At 42.8% G+C, this 19,922-nt stretch carries 17 protein-coding genes and 1 other annotated feature; all 17 genes read right to left on the bottom strand.

Annotated features, from left to right (window positions below):
- Positions 1 to 30: 30 nt before the first annotated feature.
- Entirely contained in the window at positions 31 to 1,818 is a 1,788-nt protein-coding gene (locus PCY14_RS03000; protein ID WP_301363138.1) for an ABC transporter ATP-binding protein, read from the bottom strand.
- Between the two features lie 12 nt (positions 1,819 to 1,830).
- Entirely contained in the window at positions 1,831 to 3,567 is a 1,737-nt protein-coding gene (locus PCY14_RS02995) for an ABC transporter ATP-binding protein (RefSeq protein WP_301363137.1), read from the bottom strand.
- Between the two features lie 236 nt (positions 3,568 to 3,803).
- Positions 3,804 to 4,061 carry a type II toxin-antitoxin system Phd/YefM family antitoxin gene (locus tag PCY14_RS02990; RefSeq protein ID WP_301363155.1) on the bottom strand — a complete coding sequence of 86 codons (258 nt, stop codon included), beginning with the start codon at positions 4,059 to 4,061 and terminating at the stop codon, positions 3,804 to 3,806.
- Positions 4,062 to 4,209: 148 nt separating this feature from the next.
- On the bottom strand, positions 4,210 to 4,578 hold the full coding sequence (gene rplL / locus PCY14_RS02985) for a 50S ribosomal protein L7/L12 (RefSeq protein ID WP_021145847.1): 369 nt from the start codon (positions 4,576 to 4,578) through the stop codon (positions 4,210 to 4,212).
- A 75-nt stretch (positions 4,579 to 4,653) separates the two neighbouring features.
- Entirely contained in the window at positions 4,654 to 5,157 is a 504-nt protein-coding gene (gene rplJ / locus PCY14_RS02980; RefSeq protein ID WP_021152203.1) for a 50S ribosomal protein L10, read from the bottom strand.
- A 31-nt stretch (positions 5,158 to 5,188) separates the two neighbouring features.
- Positions 5,189 to 5,325 (bottom strand) — a sequence feature (ribosomal protein L10 leader region).
- Positions 5,326 to 5,438: 113 nt separating this feature from the next.
- Positions 5,439 to 6,647, bottom strand: coding sequence for an ABC transporter permease (locus tag PCY14_RS02975; RefSeq protein WP_060933902.1), 1,209 nt, complete (start codon positions 6,645 to 6,647; stop codon positions 5,439 to 5,441).
- A 9-nt stretch (positions 6,648 to 6,656) separates the two neighbouring features.
- Positions 6,657 to 7,361 (bottom strand): ABC transporter ATP-binding protein, encoded by a 705-nt coding sequence (locus PCY14_RS02970; RefSeq protein WP_002889458.1) that lies wholly within the window; start codon positions 7,359 to 7,361, stop codon positions 6,657 to 6,659.
- Complete coding sequence (locus PCY14_RS02965; protein ID WP_021152206.1) at positions 7,354 to 8,607, bottom strand: efflux RND transporter periplasmic adaptor subunit; 1,254 nt, start codon at positions 8,605 to 8,607, stop codon at positions 7,354 to 7,356. Before PCY14_RS02965 ends, PCY14_RS02970 begins: the two co-directional genes overlap by 8 nt.
- A gap of 49 nt (positions 8,608 to 8,656) precedes the next feature.
- The gene (locus PCY14_RS02960; RefSeq protein WP_021145854.1) at positions 8,657 to 9,415 is read right to left on the bottom strand and encodes a class I SAM-dependent methyltransferase; all 759 of its coding nucleotides are present in this window, start codon (positions 9,413 to 9,415) and stop codon (positions 8,657 to 8,659) included.
- Between the two features lie 310 nt (positions 9,416 to 9,725).
- Positions 9,726 to 12,905 (bottom strand): carbamoyl-phosphate synthase large subunit, encoded by a 3,180-nt coding sequence (carB, locus tag PCY14_RS02955; protein WP_021152207.1) that lies wholly within the window; start codon positions 12,903 to 12,905, stop codon positions 9,726 to 9,728.
- A gap of 230 nt (positions 12,906 to 13,135) precedes the next feature.
- On the bottom strand, positions 13,136 to 14,224 hold the full coding sequence (locus PCY14_RS02950; protein WP_002889463.1) for a carbamoyl phosphate synthase small subunit: 1,089 nt from the start codon (positions 14,222 to 14,224) through the stop codon (positions 13,136 to 13,138).
- Between the two features lie 164 nt (positions 14,225 to 14,388).
- The gene (locus PCY14_RS02945; RefSeq protein ID WP_008534002.1) at positions 14,389 to 15,315 is read right to left on the bottom strand and encodes an aspartate carbamoyltransferase catalytic subunit; all 927 of its coding nucleotides are present in this window, start codon (positions 15,313 to 15,315) and stop codon (positions 14,389 to 14,391) included.
- A 24-nt stretch (positions 15,316 to 15,339) separates the two neighbouring features.
- On the bottom strand, positions 15,340 to 16,617 hold the full coding sequence (locus tag PCY14_RS02940; protein ID WP_002889465.1) for a solute carrier family 23 protein: 1,278 nt from the start codon (positions 16,615 to 16,617) through the stop codon (positions 15,340 to 15,342).
- A 303-nt stretch (positions 16,618 to 16,920) separates the two neighbouring features.
- Positions 16,921 to 17,442, bottom strand: coding sequence for a bifunctional pyr operon transcriptional regulator/uracil phosphoribosyltransferase PyrR (gene pyrR / locus PCY14_RS02935; RefSeq protein ID WP_002886175.1), 522 nt, complete (start codon positions 17,440 to 17,442; stop codon positions 16,921 to 16,923).
- Positions 17,443 to 17,662: 220 nt separating this feature from the next.
- The gene (locus PCY14_RS02930; RefSeq protein WP_002886027.1) at positions 17,663 to 18,553 is read right to left on the bottom strand and encodes an RluA family pseudouridine synthase; all 891 of its coding nucleotides are present in this window, start codon (positions 18,551 to 18,553) and stop codon (positions 17,663 to 17,665) included.
- The gene (gene lspA / locus PCY14_RS02925) at positions 18,525 to 18,998 is read right to left on the bottom strand and encodes a signal peptidase II (protein WP_021152209.1); all 474 of its coding nucleotides are present in this window, start codon (positions 18,996 to 18,998) and stop codon (positions 18,525 to 18,527) included. The genes PCY14_RS02930 and lspA overlap by 29 nt, the downstream gene beginning before the upstream one ends.
- 8 nt (positions 18,999 to 19,006) lie before the next feature.
- Entirely contained in the window at positions 19,007 to 19,912 is a 906-nt protein-coding gene (locus PCY14_RS02920; protein WP_021145859.1) for a LysR family transcriptional regulator, read from the bottom strand.
- Positions 19,913 to 19,922 lie beyond the last annotated feature (10 nt).

Genomic DNA, 19,922 nt, shown 5'->3' with positions numbered 1-19,922 from the left:
CCACCAGTTAAAACTGGGGGCATTTTCTGTTTATTTCTCCGCAAACTGGCTATTATACAAATCGTAATAGAAACCTTTATCTGCAAGGAGGGATTCATGGTTCCCTTGTTCGATGATTTGACCATCTTTAAGGACCAAAATCTTGTCTGCTTCTTGAATAGTTGATAAACGGTGAGCGATGACAAAGCTTGTTCGACCTTGCATAAGGGTCTTCATGGCCTTTTGAATCAAGAGTTCCAGACGGGTATCAACTGATGAAGTTGCCTCGTCCAAAATCAAGATTTTTGGATCAGCCAAAAGCGCACGGGCAATGGTCAAAAGCTGCTTTTGTCCCAGTGAAATATTGCTTGATTCCTGGTTCATTTCCATGTTGTAACCACCAGGCAAGGTACGGATAAAATGGTCCACATTGGCAGCCTTAGCGGCTTCAACGATTTCTTCGTCAGTCGTCTCAAGATTACCAAAGCGAAGATTTTCCTTGATAGTTCCTTCAAAGAGCCAAGCATCCTGAAGCACCATACCAAATTGTTTACGATAGTCTTGACGTGACAAGTGACGAATATCATGACCATCCACCGAGATAGAACCAGCCGTCACATCATAAAAACGCATGAGGAGGTTGATAATGGTTGATTTTCCGGCACCAGTTGGGCCGACAATGGCGACCATTTCACCAGGATTGACTTCAAGATTAAAGTCACGAATCAGAGGTTTATCGGCCACATACTGGAAGTCCACATGCTTAAAACTAACTTGGCCAGTCAAATCTCCTTCAAGCACCTCAGTGGCATCATTGGCCTCGTCTGGTTCATCCATCAGTTGGAAAATACGGTCCAAAGAAGATTTAGCACTCTGCAATTGTCCAGCCAACTGAGTCAAGTTCTGAATGGGTTGGTTAATCTGCCAAACATACTGAACAAAGGCCTGCATATTACCAATCGTCAGACGACCAGCTAAAACTTGCAAACCACCAAGAACAGCAACAATCAGATAGGTCAAATCAGACAAACCATTAAGGACAGGCATCATGAGTCCTGAAATGAAATTGGCCTTAAACCCTACCTTCTGAAGGTCTTCCGTGATTTCTTTAAAGTCATCTAAGGATCTGTCCTCACGACCAAAGAGCTTAAGCACGTTGAAACCAGTCAGATTTTCTTGAACAAAACCGTTAAGGGCACCTAGAGCATCAGCCTGCTGCTTAAAATAGGGCTGAGACTTACTCATGATAAAGCGAGCACCAAAGAAAGTAATGGGAATGGTGATGACAACTATAGCTCCCAATTGAAGATTAAGGTAAAGCACTGTCCCGATAACCAAGGCCAAAGTAAAGACCGCATTAACTACCTGCAAAAAGGACTGCTGCAAGGCATTCGAAACTGTCTCGACGTCACTGGTAAAGCGTCCCAAGAGGTCCCCAAATTGATGCTTGTCAAAGTATGAGACTGAGGTACGATTGATTTTCTCAGTCATCTCATTACGCATATCCTGAACTGTTGCCTGCACGGCATTGGTCATAAAATAGTTGGAATAGTAAGAAGCCAACTCATAGATGAGACCACGCAAGAGATAAAAGACCAGAACCACACCAACATAGGAAACGTTGATATGGGCACCTTCCACACCCTTGAACATGTCCAGTGTATTTTTAGTCAGTTCCGTAATGGCTAATCCAATCACCACAGGTTCGAGAACACTCATGATGACACTAACAATTTTCAGGAAAATAGCTAAGTAAAGTGGCAAACGATAAGCCTGCAAGTAGGACCAAAGACGGCCAAAACTTGAGGAATGAGTTGTTTTCTTTTTATTATTCTTCATTTTGACCTCCTTCTAATCTTCTGCAAGACTCTTTTGATTCAATTGAGAATTGGCAATTTCACGATAAATCTCATTGCTTTCCATAAGCTCTTCGTGACGGCCACGACCAACGATTTCACCTTCATCCAAAACAATGATTTGGTCAGCATCCATGATAGTCCCCACACGTTGCGCCACAATCAAGACTGTCGCATCCTGGGTCACTTCTTTTAGACGTCGGCGCAAGGTCGCATCAGTCTTGTAGTCCAAGGCAGAGAAGGAATCATCAAAGATATAAAGATCAGGACGTTTAACCACCGCACGTGCAATTGACAAACGCTGCTTCTGTCCCCCAGAAAGATTGCTGCCACCCTCAGCCAAGTGAGAATCGTAGCGTTCTTCCTTACTTTCGATAAATTCCTTGGCTTGAGCCACATCAGTAGCTTGATTCAATTCTTCATGACTGGCATTTTCCTTACCATAACGGATATTTTCACCGATAGTCCCTGTAAAGAGCAAGGCTTTTTGTGGAATAAAGCCAATCTTACGACGAAGAGCCTTAAGATTGTAGTCACGAACATCCACACCATCCACAAGAATGCGTCCAAGTGTTACATCATAAAAGCGTGGAATCAACTGTACAAGTGATGATTTTCCTGAACCTGTAGACCCAATAAAGGCAATGGTTTCACCAGGTTTAGCCTTGAAAGAAATGTTGTGAAGGACAGGACTCTCCGTTTCACCAGGATAGGCAAAGGTCACATTGTCAAATTCCAAATATCCCTTAGTTTCAGTCTCTGTCACGCCATCTTCATTTGGATTGATAGAAATAGGCATGTCCATAATTTCCTGCAGACGTTCACTAGATACCGCCGTACGAGGATACATGGTAAAGAGATTGGCTAGGAAAAGGAAAGACAAGAGTGCATGGAAACTGTACTCAATAAAGGCAACCAAGTCCCCGATAGCTAAACTTCCAGAGCCTAATGGCTCAAGAGCAAACCAAACAATAGACACAATCATAGCGATGATGATTTGCACAAAAAGTGGCTCGGTCAAACCAGTCAATTTGAAAAGTTTATTTGAATTATCCGCATAGACAGCATTTTCAGAGGCAAACTTCTTCTCTTGGAAATCTTCTCTAGCGAAAGCTCGAATGACACGAAGTCCAGTCAGATTTTCACGAGCATACTGGTTAATCTTGTCGAGAGTTGCCTGTTGCTTTTCTGATAGTGGACGAGTCTTTACCGCCACATACCAGACAACTACGGCTAGGAAAGGCAAGGAAATAGCCACAATCCAAGTCAAAGATGGACTGGTCGTCAAAATCAAGAAGACACTGGAAACCATCATCAAAGGAGTGATAACCCCTAGCTTAAGAACTTGATCCGCAAACTGCATGAGAACAAAGGCATCTGATGTGATACGAGTCACCAAAGAGGATACCCCAATCTGCTCATACTCGTGGTGGGAATACTCCTGAAGCTTAGCATAAATGTCATTACGCATGACTTGCACCATAGTAGTGGTCAACTTACCAACCGCATAGGACAGAAGTATACGACCAACAATACCCGTTAAAACCACAGCAAACATGACCCAAGCATAGGTATAAAGCTTGTCAGCATCCCCACGGTTTATTCCCTCATCAATCATTCTGGCAAGAACCGTCGGCAAGCCCAGGTTAGCAATAACAAACAAAATGGCCGCCGTAAAATTCATTGCTAGCCACTTAGGATAACGTCTGAGATAAGACCAAATATAAGCCATAAATTTCTCCTTTTCTTTTTTATCAATTACCATGCCTTTAGGATTTTTATAGTTATTTACAACCACTAAAGCCGTAACGTAAAAGACACAGAAAAAGGGCGTGACAAGCACGCACATCACCTACATTCTAACAAATGAAAATATTAAAAGCAATAGAAAAAACCAGAGCTGATGCCCTAGTTTTCTATCTAGTTTTCTATCTATTTTGCTATCACTAAATTATCTGTTTTATCGCTTCATTTCGCTAATTCCTTGAAGGTATCTAAATGACGAGACAAAACAGAGTTAGCCACATCGTCAACAGTAGTCTGCTCTGCAACTTCCGTTCCAGCTTGCTCATTTTTAATTAAGGCATCATACTCTACCAATACATACTTAGGCTTATTATTTTTTAAAATAACTGCAGTTCCTTTGCTGTCGACCATACGAGCAACTTTAGAAAAATTTTGGTTAGCTTCCGAAATAGGAACTAAATTTTCAAGATTAATCTGCATCATAATACCCTCCTCAGACTTATCTTAGCATTTTTTTGAGATAAAGTCAGAAATTAGGATACTTTTATCCTAAATAAGTTAAAAGTAACAGAAAAACCAGAGCTTATGCCCTGGTTTTCTTTATTAAGCGACTTGAGTCGTTACCTTATTATTTAAGAGTAACTGAAGCTCCAGCTTCTTCAAGTTTAGCTTTAAGTTCTTCAGCTTCAGCTGCAGCAACACCTTCTTTAAGAACTGATGGTGCACCGTCAACGATAGCTTTAGCTTCTTTAAGACCTTCACCTGTGATTTCACGAACAACTTTGATAACAGCAACTTTCTTGTCGCCTGCAGATGTCAATTCAACGTCGAATGAATCTTTAGCAGCACCAGCGTCAGCAGCACCACCAGCAGCAGCAGCTACAGGAGCAGCAGCTGTTACACCAAATTCTTCTTCGATAGCTTTTACAAGGTCGTTCAATTCAAGGATTGAAGCTTCTTTAATTTCAGCAATAATGTTTTCAATGTTCAATGCCATTGTGATTTCCTCCAAATGTGTTTTTAAAATATAATGTTTTAAACGTAGCTTAGGCTACGAGTTGTGAAGATGGGCTTATGCAGCACCGTCTTCTTTGCTTTCTGCAACCGCTTTGACAGCGTATGCAACATTGCGCACTGGCGCTTGAAGTACAGAAAGGAGCATAGAAAGCATACCTTCTTTGTTTGGAAGTGATGCAAGAGCGTTGATTTCTTCGACTGAAGTGAACGCACCGTCAACAACACCACCTTTGATTTCAAGAGCTTCTGCGTCTTTAGCAAATTCGCTAATAACTTTTGCTGGTGCGATAACATCTTCGTTTGAGAATGCTACTGCAGATGGTCCAACGAAAAGTTCTTTAAGGTCTTCAAGACCTGCTTCTTCAGCTGCACGAGTCAAGATTGAGTTTTTGATAACTTTAAATTCAACGCCTGATTCACGAAGATTACGACGAAGAACTGTATCTTGGTCAACTGTAAGTCCACGAGAGTCAACAACAACGATAGATGATGCTGCTTTCATTTTCTCAGCGACGATGGCAACTTGTTCAGCTTTTTTAGCAATAATAGCTTCACTCATTAGTAGTTTTACCTCCGTTTTTATTTTTGGGCTAGGTACAAAAAAATCGCACCTAAACCTAGACACGAAAGTACAATACGTTACAAAAAAATAGTTACGTTTTGTGCCTCGGTTGGATGTTTATGAGTTTAACTCCCCAACTGTCTTAGGTCAGTTTTTTCAAACCTTATATATAATATCATGACCTAAATCAGACGTCAAGAAAAAAATGTCATTTTTTTATATTTTATGTTTAAAGAACATAAAACCTCTTAAAATCCAAAGATTCCAAGAGGTTATTTCTAATCATATCTAAGCGCTTCGATAGGATCGAGTTTTGAAGCTTTATTGGCTGGGAGAAGACCAAAGATAATCCCCACAGCTGCTGAAAAGGCAATGCTTCCTATAGCCACACCGATAGAGACCCCTGCTTTCAGATCCATAGCACTTCCAATTGGTCCAACGACTAGGGCTGCAAAACCAAGTCCAATCAGACCTCCTAAGATTGTCAGAACCATTGATTCAATCAAAAACTGGGTCAGAATCTTACGACGGGTAGCTCCAAGCGCCTTGCGCAGACCAATCTCTCTAGTCCGCTCAGTTACCGAAACCAACATGATATTCATAACGCCTATGCCACCGACTAAGAGTGAAATGCCAGCAATTGCTCCGACAACGGTAGTAATGGTTCCAAAGATTGTGTTCACCTGATTTAAGGTCGCACTCATATCTGCCGCCTTATACTGCCCATTGTCATCCTGAGATAACTGCGTCAATTGCTTGGCAGCCTCCTTGGCAATGGCACTACTATTCTTTACATCGGTCACATGGAAAAAAATTTGACCAATAGCATCAGTGTTATTTTCAGCCGCTAACTGGGTATTGGCCACAAGAGCTGTTCCAATTTCACCATAGGCACCGATTGCAGTGTCTTTATTTTTGTAGACACCAACCACTCGATAATCATTATTTCCTATAGTAATGACTTGGTTAAGGGCATCGTCAGTCGTTTCAAAGATTTTTTTAGCTACCAGCTGATCAATGACAACAACTCGTGAAAAGGTTTTGTAGTCATTGTCTTGCAGAGATCGTCCTGTCAACATTTCTAACTTTTTAGCTTTAAAGTAGCCCTGACTGGCACCTGTGATATTAACATTCTTCACGGTCTTTTTCTGGAGAGATATAGAGGTTGTCAGGTTGTTGGTCACAAAATAGCTATCCACACCTGGCGTCTGTCTCACCACCTGCTCCAACCAAACTTCTTTGACTGGTTTGGTTGGCTTTGCCAAATCAGCATAGGCAGGGTCTAGTTCTTCCCCTTTAGCCTCATAGTAGACTTGGACAGTATCCTTATCACCTGTCACGCTATCAGTTACACTCTGACGCATTCCGTTTCCTAGCCCCATGATGAGCACGACAGCAGCAACACCAATGATAATACCCAACATGGTCAAAAAGGACCGCATCTTGTGTGACCGAATAGAACTAAGAGCAAATTTCCAATTTTCCATACTTACCTCCTAGTCAATTCGAACGCTATCCGTCGTGTCCTGGGTAATTTCCCCATCACGGATGACAATCTTACGTCGGGCATAGTCTGCAATCTCTGGCTCGTGGGTAACCATAATAATGGTTTTCCCCTCACGATTCAGCTGGGTTAAAAGCTCCATAATCTGCATTCCCGTCTTGGTATCTAGGGCACCCGTTGGTTCATCTGCTAAAATGATTGCTGGATTATTAGACAGTGCACGCGCAATAGCCACTCTCTGCTTTTGTCCACCCGATAGCTCTGATGGTAGGTGATGGCTACGGTCAGACAAACCGACTTTTTCCAAGAATTGTTGCGCTTTTTGCTTACGTTCACTCGGAGATTTTCCAGCATAAATTAAGGGAAGCTCCACATTCTTTTGGGCGCTTAGCTTTGGTAGGAGAAAAAACTGTTGAAAGATAAAGCCAATCTGATTATTTCGCACCTTAGCCAAGCGGTTTTCCGAGAGTTCAGCCACATCCTCATCCTCGAGTTGATAGGAACCAGATGTCGGTCGATCAAGGAGTCCAATAATATTCATGAGGGTTGACTTTCCTGAACCAGAAGGGCCCATGATAGCCACAAAGTCCCCTTCCTCAACTGATAAATCAATGCCTTTAAGGACTTGCAGAGTTTCAGGTCCATTTTTGAAGGACTTGGTAATGCCTTTTAAAACCATAAGCGCTGGCTTAGTCACTAGACCTCACCTCTTCTCCACTGGTGTCTTTGGACTTTTTACCCTTAGCATCTGTCACGTCCTTTAGAGTCTCACCATCCTTAAAGGATTTATCGGCCTTGGTGATAACCTTTTGGCCTTCTTTAAGCCCTGATGCAATCTCTTGTTGTTTAGCATCCGCATTGCCAAGCTTGACTTTGACTTGCTTAATCTTCTGACTGTCTTCGTCGTAAACCCAGACATAGTTGTCAGAACCTTTCTTAGTCACAGCAGTTACAGGAACCAATAAAGCATCTTCGTCCTTAGTAACCTCAAGAGACACATTGAAGCCTTGTTTGAGCTTACCGATAGGACTGGTCAATTGAACCTTGTATTCATATTGAGAACCCGTTTGACCTGAATTTCCCGAAGCATTAGCTGACTGGCTGGCATTTTGCTTCGGATAATTGGAGATATAATTGACTTTACCTGTCCAGGTTTGGTCTGGGTATACTTTTGACGTAATCTTGACCTTTTGCCCCACTGAAATATTTGGCATATCATACTCGGTTAAGGTTCCCTGAATTTCGAATTGACCTTCACTAGTCACGTGAACAAGGGTCTGGCTCTCTTTGGAAGCAGGGTCCACAGAGTCTGCCACTTCTACGACTGTTCCATTCACATCGGAAACAATGACCGTTTGATTAAGTACATCCTGAGCCTTTTCGAGTTCTGAGGCTGCATTAGCAACGGCATCATTATAATCTTGCAAGGTTTGGTAATTACTGGCTTCGGTTTGCTGACGCTGTTGAGCTGTCACTGCAGCTGTCGAATCATCTTCGTCTGTATCCTCGCTAGTTTGCGCTGAAGCTGCAGGAGCTGTTCCATACTGTTGGAAATAATTACGATCACGAACAGCCTTGTTATAGGCACGACTTGCAATATCGTAGGCTGCTTGGGCAGATGTGCTATCATATTGAACCAACTGCTGACCAGCACTCACTTCTTCACCTGCAGAAACAGTTACAGTGGCGTTACGACCAATGGTATTGTCAAAATAAACGTACTGCTCTGACTGAGCCTTGACCATACCCGTTAGGAGGGTCGAGGAGGCCAGCTGTCCCTTGATGACCTTACTTGCTGTAGGACCTTCAGCAGCCTTGTTCCCTTGGCCACCTCCTCCCAAAAGGTTAAAAATCAGGATCAATAGGACAAGAATCCCTATGCCTCCAATGATCCAAACTCTTTTCTTATTTTTAAATAGCTTTGGACTGATTCTCTTTCGCATACGTCTCTCTTTCTAATTGTATTGTATAGATGTAACAATTGTAATATTTTTAAGATTCCCTGTCAATGAGTTCCAGTACACCATAGTGTAGCTTTTGATTGGGACGAACCTGACGTTCAAACCCAAGTTCTTCAAAAACGGTATCACGAAAATGCGCCTTGATGATAATTTTTTCCCGTGCAACACGCTTGGCCTCATTTAGCCATTCTTCTGTCAGACGACTGCCATTGGCCAGAGGCTTGATAGCCTCAAGATTTTCCGATTCCTTAATGGTCTCTGAAAACATAGGATCAGCATAGATGATGTCAAAAGAATTGTCAGCTTGAGCCTTCAAAAAAGACAAACTATCGCTCTTAATAGCCTTAATAGAACTCATGGCCTTTTCAAGCTGCTTATCATCCGTCTGATAAGAGGCAAGACCACGAGAAACCACCTGAAAAATCACATCTTGACTCTCAAGGGCAATCACCTGATTTCCCACTGCTGCCATCACTAAGCTATCAGAAGCCAAACCCATGGTCGTGTCAAGAATAGTCTTGGGAGACTTGCCTAAAAGACTGACTAAAGCGTCATGGGGGGCCGTAATCCTTAGGGCAGCCGTATCTGGATGGAAGGTCAATTCACTAGCATCCGCATTGATAAAAGATAGTCTGTCTTTGTATAGAAGATAGAACGGTCCAAAGCGCTCTAAACATTTCGCCAAAGATAGCTTGCGCCGAGGCTGGTAGTCAGCTCCGAGGTCGAGAGCTAAGGCTTGGGCACGGGCAATCAATTCCTCATTTTCACGTAAAGATGTCGTAATAATCATGTTTCTAGTATAGCAGAATTTAAGTAGCCTAAACCATGGTCTTAGCTTTCATTTTTAACTTTCTAGCTTACATTTGTGTAAGAAAAAAGCCCCAGCAAGGCTGAGACTCATTACAGCAATCAACTAGGTTTAAATATGACACGAAAGATAAAACTCTGTAGGGAATATGAAAGAGTTTTTTTGCAAACCTCATCAGCTTAAACCGAGACTTCTGGCAGTGATTAAAACGCCTGAAGCGATTAGTCTCAGACGTTCGGAAGTTTTATCTTCACTAAAAAAGCCCCAGCAAAGCTGAGACTCTCTTTCATAATTAGATAGCTTCTGTTGTAAAGCTACGGCTTTCAAGCACACGCACCATAGCATCTGCTGTATCAAGCGCTGTGAAGAGTGGGATACCTGCTTCAATAGCTGAGCTACGGATAGCTGCACCATCTTCGTCATAAGTACGTTTGTTACCAACAGTATTGACAATAGCTTGCGCTTTACCTGAACGAACAAGGGCTGGGATGTCGTTGTCATCATTTTCACCCAACTTGTGCACAAGTGTTGCCTGAACACCATGTTCATTCAAGAACTTAGCTGTGCCTGCAGTAGCATAGATGCCGTAACCGATAGCATCGAAACGACGGGCCAAACCAAGGGCTTCTTCTTTGGTATCGTCATGAATCGTAAAGATAACATTACCAAAGGTTGGCAAGTGAAGGTAAGAAGCTTCAAAGGCTTTGTAGAGGGCCTTCTCAAGCGTTGCATCTGTACCCATAACTTCACCAGTTGATTTCATTTCAGGTCCAAGGAGGCTATCTACCTTAGCCAATTTTGTGAATGAGAAGACTGGAGCCTTGACATGAACGTGTTTGCTTTCAGGATAAAGGCCATCTTTGTAACCTTGCTCTGCCAAAGATTTACCAAGAATCAAGTTTGTAGCCACCTGAGCCATTGGAATATCCGTTACCTTAGACAAGAATGGCACGGTACGGCTGGCACGTGGATTCACCTCGATTACATAAACCGTTTCGCCCTTGATAACGAACTGAATATTCATCATACCAATACAGTTAAGACCGATAGCCAAACGTTTAGTGTAATCAGCAATCGTTTCTTGGATTTTCTTAGAAAGGGTTTGTGGTGGGTAAACTGCCATTGAATCCCCTGAGTGAACCCCTGCACGTTCGATGTGTTCCATGATACCAGGAATCAAGACATCCTTACCATCAGAAATGGCATCTACTTCACACTCACGTCCAATGATATAACTATCGACAAGGACTGGGTGGTCAGGACTCGCCTTAACGGCTGTACGCATGTAAGAGCGAAGGTCGTCTTCATTTTCCACGATTTCCATGGCACGTCCACCCAAAACGTATGACGGACGAACAAGGACTGGGAAGCCAATCTTACGAGCTGCTTCAACCGCTTCTTCTTCATTTGTCGCTGTTTGACCTGGTGGTTGTGGGATGTTGAGGTCAATAAGAGCTTGTTCAAAGAGGTCACGGTCTTCGGCACGGTCCAAATCAGCAACCTGAGTACCCAAGATTTTCACACCTGCTTTAGACAATGGCTCAGCCAAGTTGATAGCTGTTTGACCACCAAACTGCACCACAACACCCTTAGGTTGTTCCAATTCGATGACGTTCATCACGTCTTCAAAGGTCAATGGCTCAAAGTACAATTTATCTGAAACTGAGAAGTCTGTTGAAACTGTTTCAGGGTTAGAGTTCATAATGATAGCTTCGTAACCTGCAGCTTGGATAGCTTTAACAGAGTGAACCGTTGCATAGTCAAACTCAACCCCTTGTCCGATACGGATAGGACCTGAACCAAGAACGATAACAGATTCTTTATCAGACTTGATAGATTCATTTTCCCACTCGTAAGTTGAGTAGAAATATGGTGTTGAAGATTCAAACTCGGCTGCACAAGTATCAACCATCTTGTAAACAGGAACGATATGATTTTCCAAACGAGTGGCACGGACTTGGTCAGCTGTTTGGTTCCAAAGTTCCGCAATCTTACGGTCAGAGAAACCATTGCGTTTGGCTTCTTTCAAAACAGCAATGTCGCCTACGTGAGTAGCCAATTCTTGTTCCAATTCGAAGATATGGAGCAATTTGTCAAGGAAGAAAATATCAATCTTAGTCAACTCTGACAATTCTTCGACAGTATAACCACGACGGATAGCTTCAGAAAGGTAGAAGAGACGGTCGTCTTGCGCTTTAACAACCTTTTCCACCAAGGCATCATCTGTTACTTCGGCAAGTTCAGGCATTTCATTGTGGTGAACACCGATTTCAAGCGAACGACAAGCTTTAAGAAGAGACTCTTCAATGTTACGACCAATGGCCATAACTTCACCAGTCGCTTTCATCTGAGTACCAAGACGACGTTCCCCATGTTCAAACTTATCAAATGGGAAACGTGGGATTTTGGCAACCACGTAGTCAAGGGCTGGTTCAAACATTGAGTAGGTTGTACCAGTGACTGGGTTAATCATCTCATCAAGTGTCAAACCAACAGCGATTTTAGCCGCCAATTTAGCGATTGGGTAACCTGTTGCTTTTGAAGCAAGAGCTGATGAACGAGACACACGTGGGTTTACTTCGATAACATAGTACTTGAAGCTATTAGGATCAAGCGCCAACTGCACGTTACAGCCACCCTCAATCTTAAGGGCACGGATAATCTTCAAGCTGGCATCACGAAGCATTTGGTTTTCAATATCTGACAAGGTTTGCGTTGGGGCAAATACGATTGAGTCCCCTGTGTGAATACCAACTGGGTCGAAGTTTTCCATGTTACAAACCACAAGAGCGTTGTCAGCAGCATCACGCATTACTTCGTATTCGATTTCTTTGAAACCAGCGATAGAACGTTCAATCAAACATTGGGTTACTGGTGACAACTTCAAACCATTTTCAGCGATTTCACGAAGTTCTTCTTCATTGGCACACATACCACCACCGGTACCACCAAGGGTAAAGGCAGGACGGACAATAACTGGATAACCAATTTTTGAAGCAAAAGCCACTGCTTCTTCCACCGTATTAACAATTTCAGATTCAGGAATTGGCTGATGCAAATCTTCCATCAATTGTTTAAAGAGATCACGGTCTTCGGCTTGGTCAATGGCAGACAATTTTGTCCCCAATAATTCAACGCCAAGCTCATCAAGAATACCAGCTTTAGACAATTCCATGGCCATATTCAAACCAGTTTGTCCACCAAGTGTTGGCAAGAGAGCATCAGGACGTTCTTTACGAAGAATACGTGTCACAAACTCCAGTGTGATAGGTTCAATGTAAACCTTGTCTGCGATTTCTTTATCAGTCATGATAGTCGCAGGGTTAGAGTTGACAAGAACAACACTGTAGCCTTCTTCTTTCAAGGCCAAGCAGGCTTGCGTACCAGCATAGTCAAACTCAGCAGCCTGACCAATGATGATAGGACCAGACCCGATAACCATAATTTTTTTAATATCAGAACGTTTAGGCATAATTTATGATACAAAGCCCGTTAAGGACCCAGTGAAAATAGGAAACGTGACGACGACGCCTAAGCGTCTAGTCACCGTTTCTCTTTTTCACACCGTCCTTAGGGCGTGTTCACTTTCGTGAACTTGTATCTTCTCCTTTCTATTTGACAACTCTCTGGTTGTCATTAAATAAGGTAGTAGACTGGGGCAAACAAGAATCGCACCCCATTATAGTCACTAGACAGTTGCAATTAACGACGTGCTTTTTCAGCTTGGAAAGCATCAATCAATTCCAAGAACTCATCAAAGAGATAGCTAGCATCGTGTGGACCAGGTGCTGCATCTGGGTGGAATTGCACTGAAAAGGCAGGGAAGTCACGGTGACGAACACCTTCAACTGACTTATCGTTAATCTCTTCGTGTGTTACCATGAGGCAATCTGGAAGCGTGTCACGGTCAATAGCATAACCATGGTTTTGGCTGGTAAAATCAACACGACCAGTCGCAATTTCACGAACCGCATGGTTAAAGCCACGGTGACCAAACTTCATCTTGTAAGCCTTGGCACCATTCGCCAAACTAAACAACTGGTGACCCATACAAATCCCGAAAATTGGAATTTTACCTTGGATGCCACGAATCATATCAAGTGCATATGGCACATCTTCAGGGTTACCAGGACCATTTGACAACATCACACCATCGGGATTAAGATGGAGAATTTCTTCAGCCGTAATATTGTGAGGGACAACCGTCACATTACAGTCACGTTTTGAAAATTCACGCAAGATAGAGTGTTTAAGACCAAAGTCAACCAAAACAATGTTTTTACCAACACCAGGTGCAGGGTAAGCTGTTTTAGTAGAGACCTGTTCAATATTATTTGTAGGCAAAACAGTGGCACGTAATTGATCTTGCAAGTGCTCAATACTGTCACCAGGATCAGCCATAGTTGCCTTCATGGTACCGTGTTGACGGATAATCTTAGTCAAGGCACGTGTATCAATACCAGAAATACCAGGGATGTTTTTAGCCTTCAAAAACTCATCCAAAGTCATTTGGTTACGCCAGTTGCTGGCACGACGGCTAGCCTCTGATACCACCACACCCTTAGTTGTAGGTGTGATTGATTCATAGTCATCACGGTTAACCCCATAATTACCAACAAGTGGATAGGTAAAGGTCAAGATTTGACCATTGTAAGACTGGTCAGTGATAGATTCTTGATAACCTGTCATACCAGTATTAAAGACGATTTCACCCGTCACATCCACATCAGCACCGAAGGCCTGACCTTCAAAAATTGTGCCGTCTTCCAAAATAAGTAAACGTTTTGCCATTATAGTAAATTGTTCCTTTCACTAAGATACAAAGGGCGTTAAAAATCTGAATGAAAAGCAAATCTGACAGAGAAGCTCTAGCTTCTAGAAAGATTTAGCTATTTTTCGAAGATTTAGCCCGTGTTCATTTTCGTCTGATTCTCTCTGGAATCTGTTAACGTTGTTTACGCTTTGCCATTTAAAATAGCTTCAATAATTGCCATACGGACAAAGACCCCATTTTGCATCTGAGCAACGATACGAGCCTTAGGCGCTTCCACCAAGCTATCAGCAATCTCCACATCACGATTAACCGGAGCAGGGTGCATGATGATAGCATGGTCTGCTAACTTGGCATAACGTTCTTCAGTCAAACCATAGAGAGCATGGTATTCTTCTTTTGAAAATCCCTTGTCATCCCCATGACGCTCGTGCTGAACACGAAGCAACATGAGCACATCCAGGTCCTCAATCACATCGTCAATGGCGACATGCTGACCATAGACATCAAATTCATTAGAGTACCAAACTTCAGGACCAGCAAAATACAGCTGAGCACCCAAACGCTTGAGAATCTGCATATTTGACTTAGCCACACGAGAATAAGTGATGTCACCGGCAATACAAACCTTAAGATTTTCAAAGGTTCCAAACTCTTCGTAAATGGTCATCAAATCAAGCAAACACTGACTTGGGTGTTGCCCAGAACCATCACCCCCATTGACAATAGAGGTCTGAATGGTTCTACTATCAATCAACTGCTTATAGTAATCAACTTCCGAGTGACGAACCACACAGATGTCCACACCCAAAGCAGACATGGTCAAAATCGTATCATATAGGGTTTCACCCTTATTCACTGAGCTTGTTCCAGCATCGAACTCAATCACATCCAAACCAAGTTTCTTCTCAGCCACTTCGAAGGACTTGTGGGTTCGAGTTGAATTTTCAAAAAAGAGATTGGCAGCAAAATACTGTCGATCCAGCTGGAAATCAGCTCTGCCATTTTTAAAATCTCCACCTCGACGAATCAGGCCCAAGACCTCTTCATTCGTGAGGGTTTCCATGGTCACCAAATGCTTGAGTGACACTTTTCCATCTGCAATCGCCATAGTTTTTCCTTTTAAAATGATTAACTAATCCTTGCTACCTTTATTAGGGTCTGGCAAGATTTGGTAAAGCAAGATACCGAGAATAGTCGAACTTGCCACACCAGTAATTTGAAGACCACCAAGGTCAATCATCAAACCACCAATACCTGATACCAAGATAACACTAGCAATCAAGAGATTCTTTTTATTATCAAAATCAATCTTATGTTCAACTAAAATTTTCATACCGCTGGCAGCGATAACCCCAAAGAGGGCAATGGAAATACCGCCCAAAACAGCCGTTGGGATGGAACTCAAGAGAGCAGATACCTTACCGATAAAGCTCATCAAGACCGCAATCACTGCTGCACCTGCAATAACGTAAACTGAGTAGACCTTACTGAGGGCCATAACCCCAATATTTTCACCATAAGAAGTTACCGGAGGAGCTCCAAAGAAACCAGCAATGATTTGTGCCAAACCATCTCCAGACAAGGTATGGTCAAGACCTGGATCTTTGAAGTAATCACGACCAGTCAAACTGTTTAGAACCATGACATGGCCGAAATGTTCCGTCATTGTCACAAAGGCAATCGGAGCCATAGTTAAAATCGCACTTGGATAGAACTTGAAGTCGTAATTTACAAACGGAATATCAAAGCTTGGAACTTGGAACCAATGAGCGGCCGCAACTTTTGAAAATTGAACAAACTCATGTCCCGTTAACCAACCAAAAACCACTGAGAAAATATAACCAACTATCAAGCCCAACAAAATTGGAATAACACCAACAATTTTCTTGCCATACATGTTAAAGAGGATAACCGCAAAGAGAGTCACCATAGAAATTACAAGACTGAAGACACTATAGGTGTCATTAACCATTGTCGCATCCTTAACAGCATTAGCCGCAAGACTTAAACCGATAACAATGATAATAGGACCGACCACGATTGGCGGAAGGACCTTATCAATCCAGTTATTTCCTGCGTACTTAACAATCAAGGCAACAATCAAGTAGACCAAACCACCAGCCATGGCACCTTGAGCCACCGCCGCAATACCATCAGACTTCATAAGCATCTGCATAGCAGCAATGTAGGCAAAACTAGACCCCATATAAGCTGGAATCTTATACTTAGTCACCGTCAAGTGAGCCAAAGTTCCCAAACCAGATGAGAAAAGAGCAATGGCAGGATCAATCCCAACCAAAATCGGCACAAGCACCGTAGCACCAAACATGGCAAACAAGTGCTGGAATGACAAACCAACCAACAAACCAGGTTTCGGCATATCATTCACATCATATTTTACGTTATTCACGATATCAAAGGACTCCTTAAATTAAGATACAAAGGGACGTTTTGGCTTAGCCAAACATTTCTGTAGAAAAATAGGAAGTCGACACCGCACTCCCAAGAGTGCTAGGAGACTTATCTTTTTTCCTAAGAAATGAGTCCCGTGTTCAATTAACAAGATACAAAGCCCGTATAAAGCCTAAAGCAAAAATAGGAAATATGATGACGGAGCGCCAGCTCCTAAGAATATTTATCTTTTTTGCACAAGGCTTAGGGCGTGTTCAATTAACAAGATACAAAGGGCATATTACCCTATCCATCAGCCAACTTAGCTTGGATCGATAATGTTGACGCTATCTTTGCCATCAACTTCTGCGACCAAAACTTCGATTTCTTCTGACTCACTAGTTGGAATATTTTTACCAACATAGTCCGCACGGATTGGCAATTCACGGTGACCACGGTCAACCAAGACAGCCAAACCAACACGCGCCGGACGTCCATGGCTAACGATATTATCAATAGCTGCACGAATCGTACGACCTGTGTAAAGCACATCATCCACAAGGATAACATCTGTACCATCAATTTCAATAGGGAAAACAGATGTGTCTTGCTCAGCCTTAACATCATCACGGAAAGCCTTAGTGTCAAGCTCAATCAATGGCACATCAAGGTTTTCCAACTGTTTCAAGCGCTCTTGGATACGCTGTGCAATATAAACACCACGTGTCTTAATACCAGCCAAGACAATCTTGTCGAGATTTTTGTTACGCTCAATAATCTCATAAGTGATACGTGTAATGGCACGTTTCATGGTTACGTCATCGACGATCTCTTTTTTCTTCATAAAAAGAACCTTTCTAAATACAAAAAAATCCCCTCGAAAACAAGGAGATACACAAAAATATGAGTACAGTTCACCCGTACACTTCTCATGGCTCCTTGCCTGCCTCTCTGGACAGTGATTAAAGGACTTATTTAATTAGGTAAATTATAGCAAATTTCAGACTCTTTTACAAGAAAAAAACGGACGCCCCTCCCAAGAAAGACTATCCGTTTAATAACTGTTAAGCTTCTCTCAACTTCTCCAAGGTTTCCTTGAAAATAGCAGGTTCTTCCGCTGTAAATTCGACCAATTCTCCAGTCGTAGGATGCGTGAAACCAAGGGTCTTGGCATGAAGAAATTGGCCATGGCCCTTGAGGGTCTTACGTGGCCCATAAAGAGGATCTCCCGCCACCGGATGACCGATATAAGCCATATGGACACGAATCTGGTGCGTGCGACCTGTTTCCAGCTGCAACTCTACCAAGGTATAGTTGCCAAAACGTTCAAGAACGGTAAATCGTGTAACTGCAGGTTTTCCTTTAGCTGTAACTGCCTGCTTTTTGCGGTCCTTGTCCGAACGCCCAATCGGAGCCTCAATCACGCCTCGATCGTTAGGCAGATTGCCATGCACTATAGCCACATATTTGCGAAGCGACTTCTTATCCTTAAGCTCAGCCGCCAAAGCATTGTGAGCCTTATCATTCTTAGCAATCATAAGGAGGCCAGACGTATCCTTATCGATACGGTGGACAATCCCTGGACGAACCACACCATTAATAGACGAGAGGTCCTTGACATGATACATCAGGGCATTGACCAAGGTACCAGACGTGTGACCAGCTGATGGATGGACAACCATGCCTTGAGGTTTATTGACCACTGCCACATCCGCATCTTCGTAGATAATATCCAAAGGAATATCTTCAGCCTTGTATTCCAAGACCTCTTCTTCTGGCAATTCATAGGTGATGACATCACCCTCTTTAACCGCATACTTGGCCTTTGCCGACTTACCATTAACCAAGACCGTTCCAGCCTTAATCGCTTCATTGGCCTGACTGCGTGACAATTCTGTCAAATCTGCCAAGGCCTTATCCAGACGATTACCCGCCTCTTTTATGATGACTTCCATTTTCCTCTTTCCATAAGATTAAAATCAAGAGCAACACGCCCACCGTTAGATAGGAGTCTGCCACGTTAAATATTGCAAAATCAATAAAATCTAGCTGAACCATATCAACCACATACCCTAGATGCACACGGTCAATAAAGTTTCCAATACCACCTGAGATAATCAAAACCAAAGATAGGACCAGCCAAAGACTCTTCTGATAATTCTTAACCAGATAAACCAGAGCCGCACCAATCACCAGAACCGTCAAAATCACAAAGAAAAATTTCTGATCCTGTAAAATCGAAAAGGCGGCACCACGGTTCTGTAGATAGGTCAAACTAAAAAGTCCCGGTATAGCCTTGATGACTTGGTTTAGAGCAATATTTGCCACAACCCAATGCTTGACCCACTGATCCAAACCAATCAGGGCCAGAATAGCCAAAGGAATCACAACCTTACGCATAAGTCCTCCTATGGTTTATAAGTGTCAAAGTAGTCAAACATAACATTGACAAACTTAAGGGCACAAGACGACAAGCTAATTCCCTTACGGCGGACATACACCATCTTGTTGTCCAAATTGTCCTCTAGCGGAATAACCGTAATGCCGTTTACACTTTGTGCATCTAGGAAACCTGACCCCGTCGCATAAGCATCTGTACGCTCCAAGATACCGTTCAAAGTCGCACGGTCCGTCACATTAAACATGAGAGACGAATCCGTCGTATCCACAAAGTTCTCAGAATAGTAAAGGTACTCGTCCTTCTCCTGAGTGAAACGCACCGTAGGCAAGGTTACCAGGTCATCCATAACCAGACTGTCTTTTTTAGCCAGCGGATGCCCCTTACGGAGATAAATGTGCGTCTTAAATGGAATCAAATCAATAGTTTCAAGACCTAGCTTGTCTACATTTTGCTGGATTCCCTTGCTATTTTGACGATTCAAATAGATAATCCCAATCTCACTGTGTCCCTTGGCTACCTCATCCAAAATCTGAATGGTCGTAGACTCAAAGATACGGAAATCCTTGTAATCAGGATAACGCTCTGAAAAAGTCGTAATCAAAGGCGGCAAAAAGTCATAGTGCTGGCTGGCAATCGAAAACTGATTGCCCTTCTCAGAAGCATTGAGATAGCGATTTTCAAAACTATCAAAACTGCGCACCACTTCAAGCGCACGCTCGTAAAAAGTCATTCCCTGACTGGTCAAGACAGCCCCCGTCGTTGTACGGGTGAAAATTTGAAAATTCAGCTCTTGCTCCAAATCCTTAATTGCTACCGAAAGGCTAGGTTGACTCACAAAGAGCTTGCTGGCAGCCTCACGGAAGGTACCGCTGTTGGCAATAGCTACCACATAACGTAGTTGTTGTATGTTCATGTGTGACACT

Source organism: Streptococcus sp. SV2 (assembly GCF_030440175.1).
GTDB classification, from domain to species: domain Bacteria; phylum Bacillota; class Bacilli; order Lactobacillales; family Streptococcaceae; genus Streptococcus; species Streptococcus raffinosi.
Note: the sequence above shows the minus strand (reverse complement) of the source record. Positions and strands in the feature narration are given on the sequence as shown.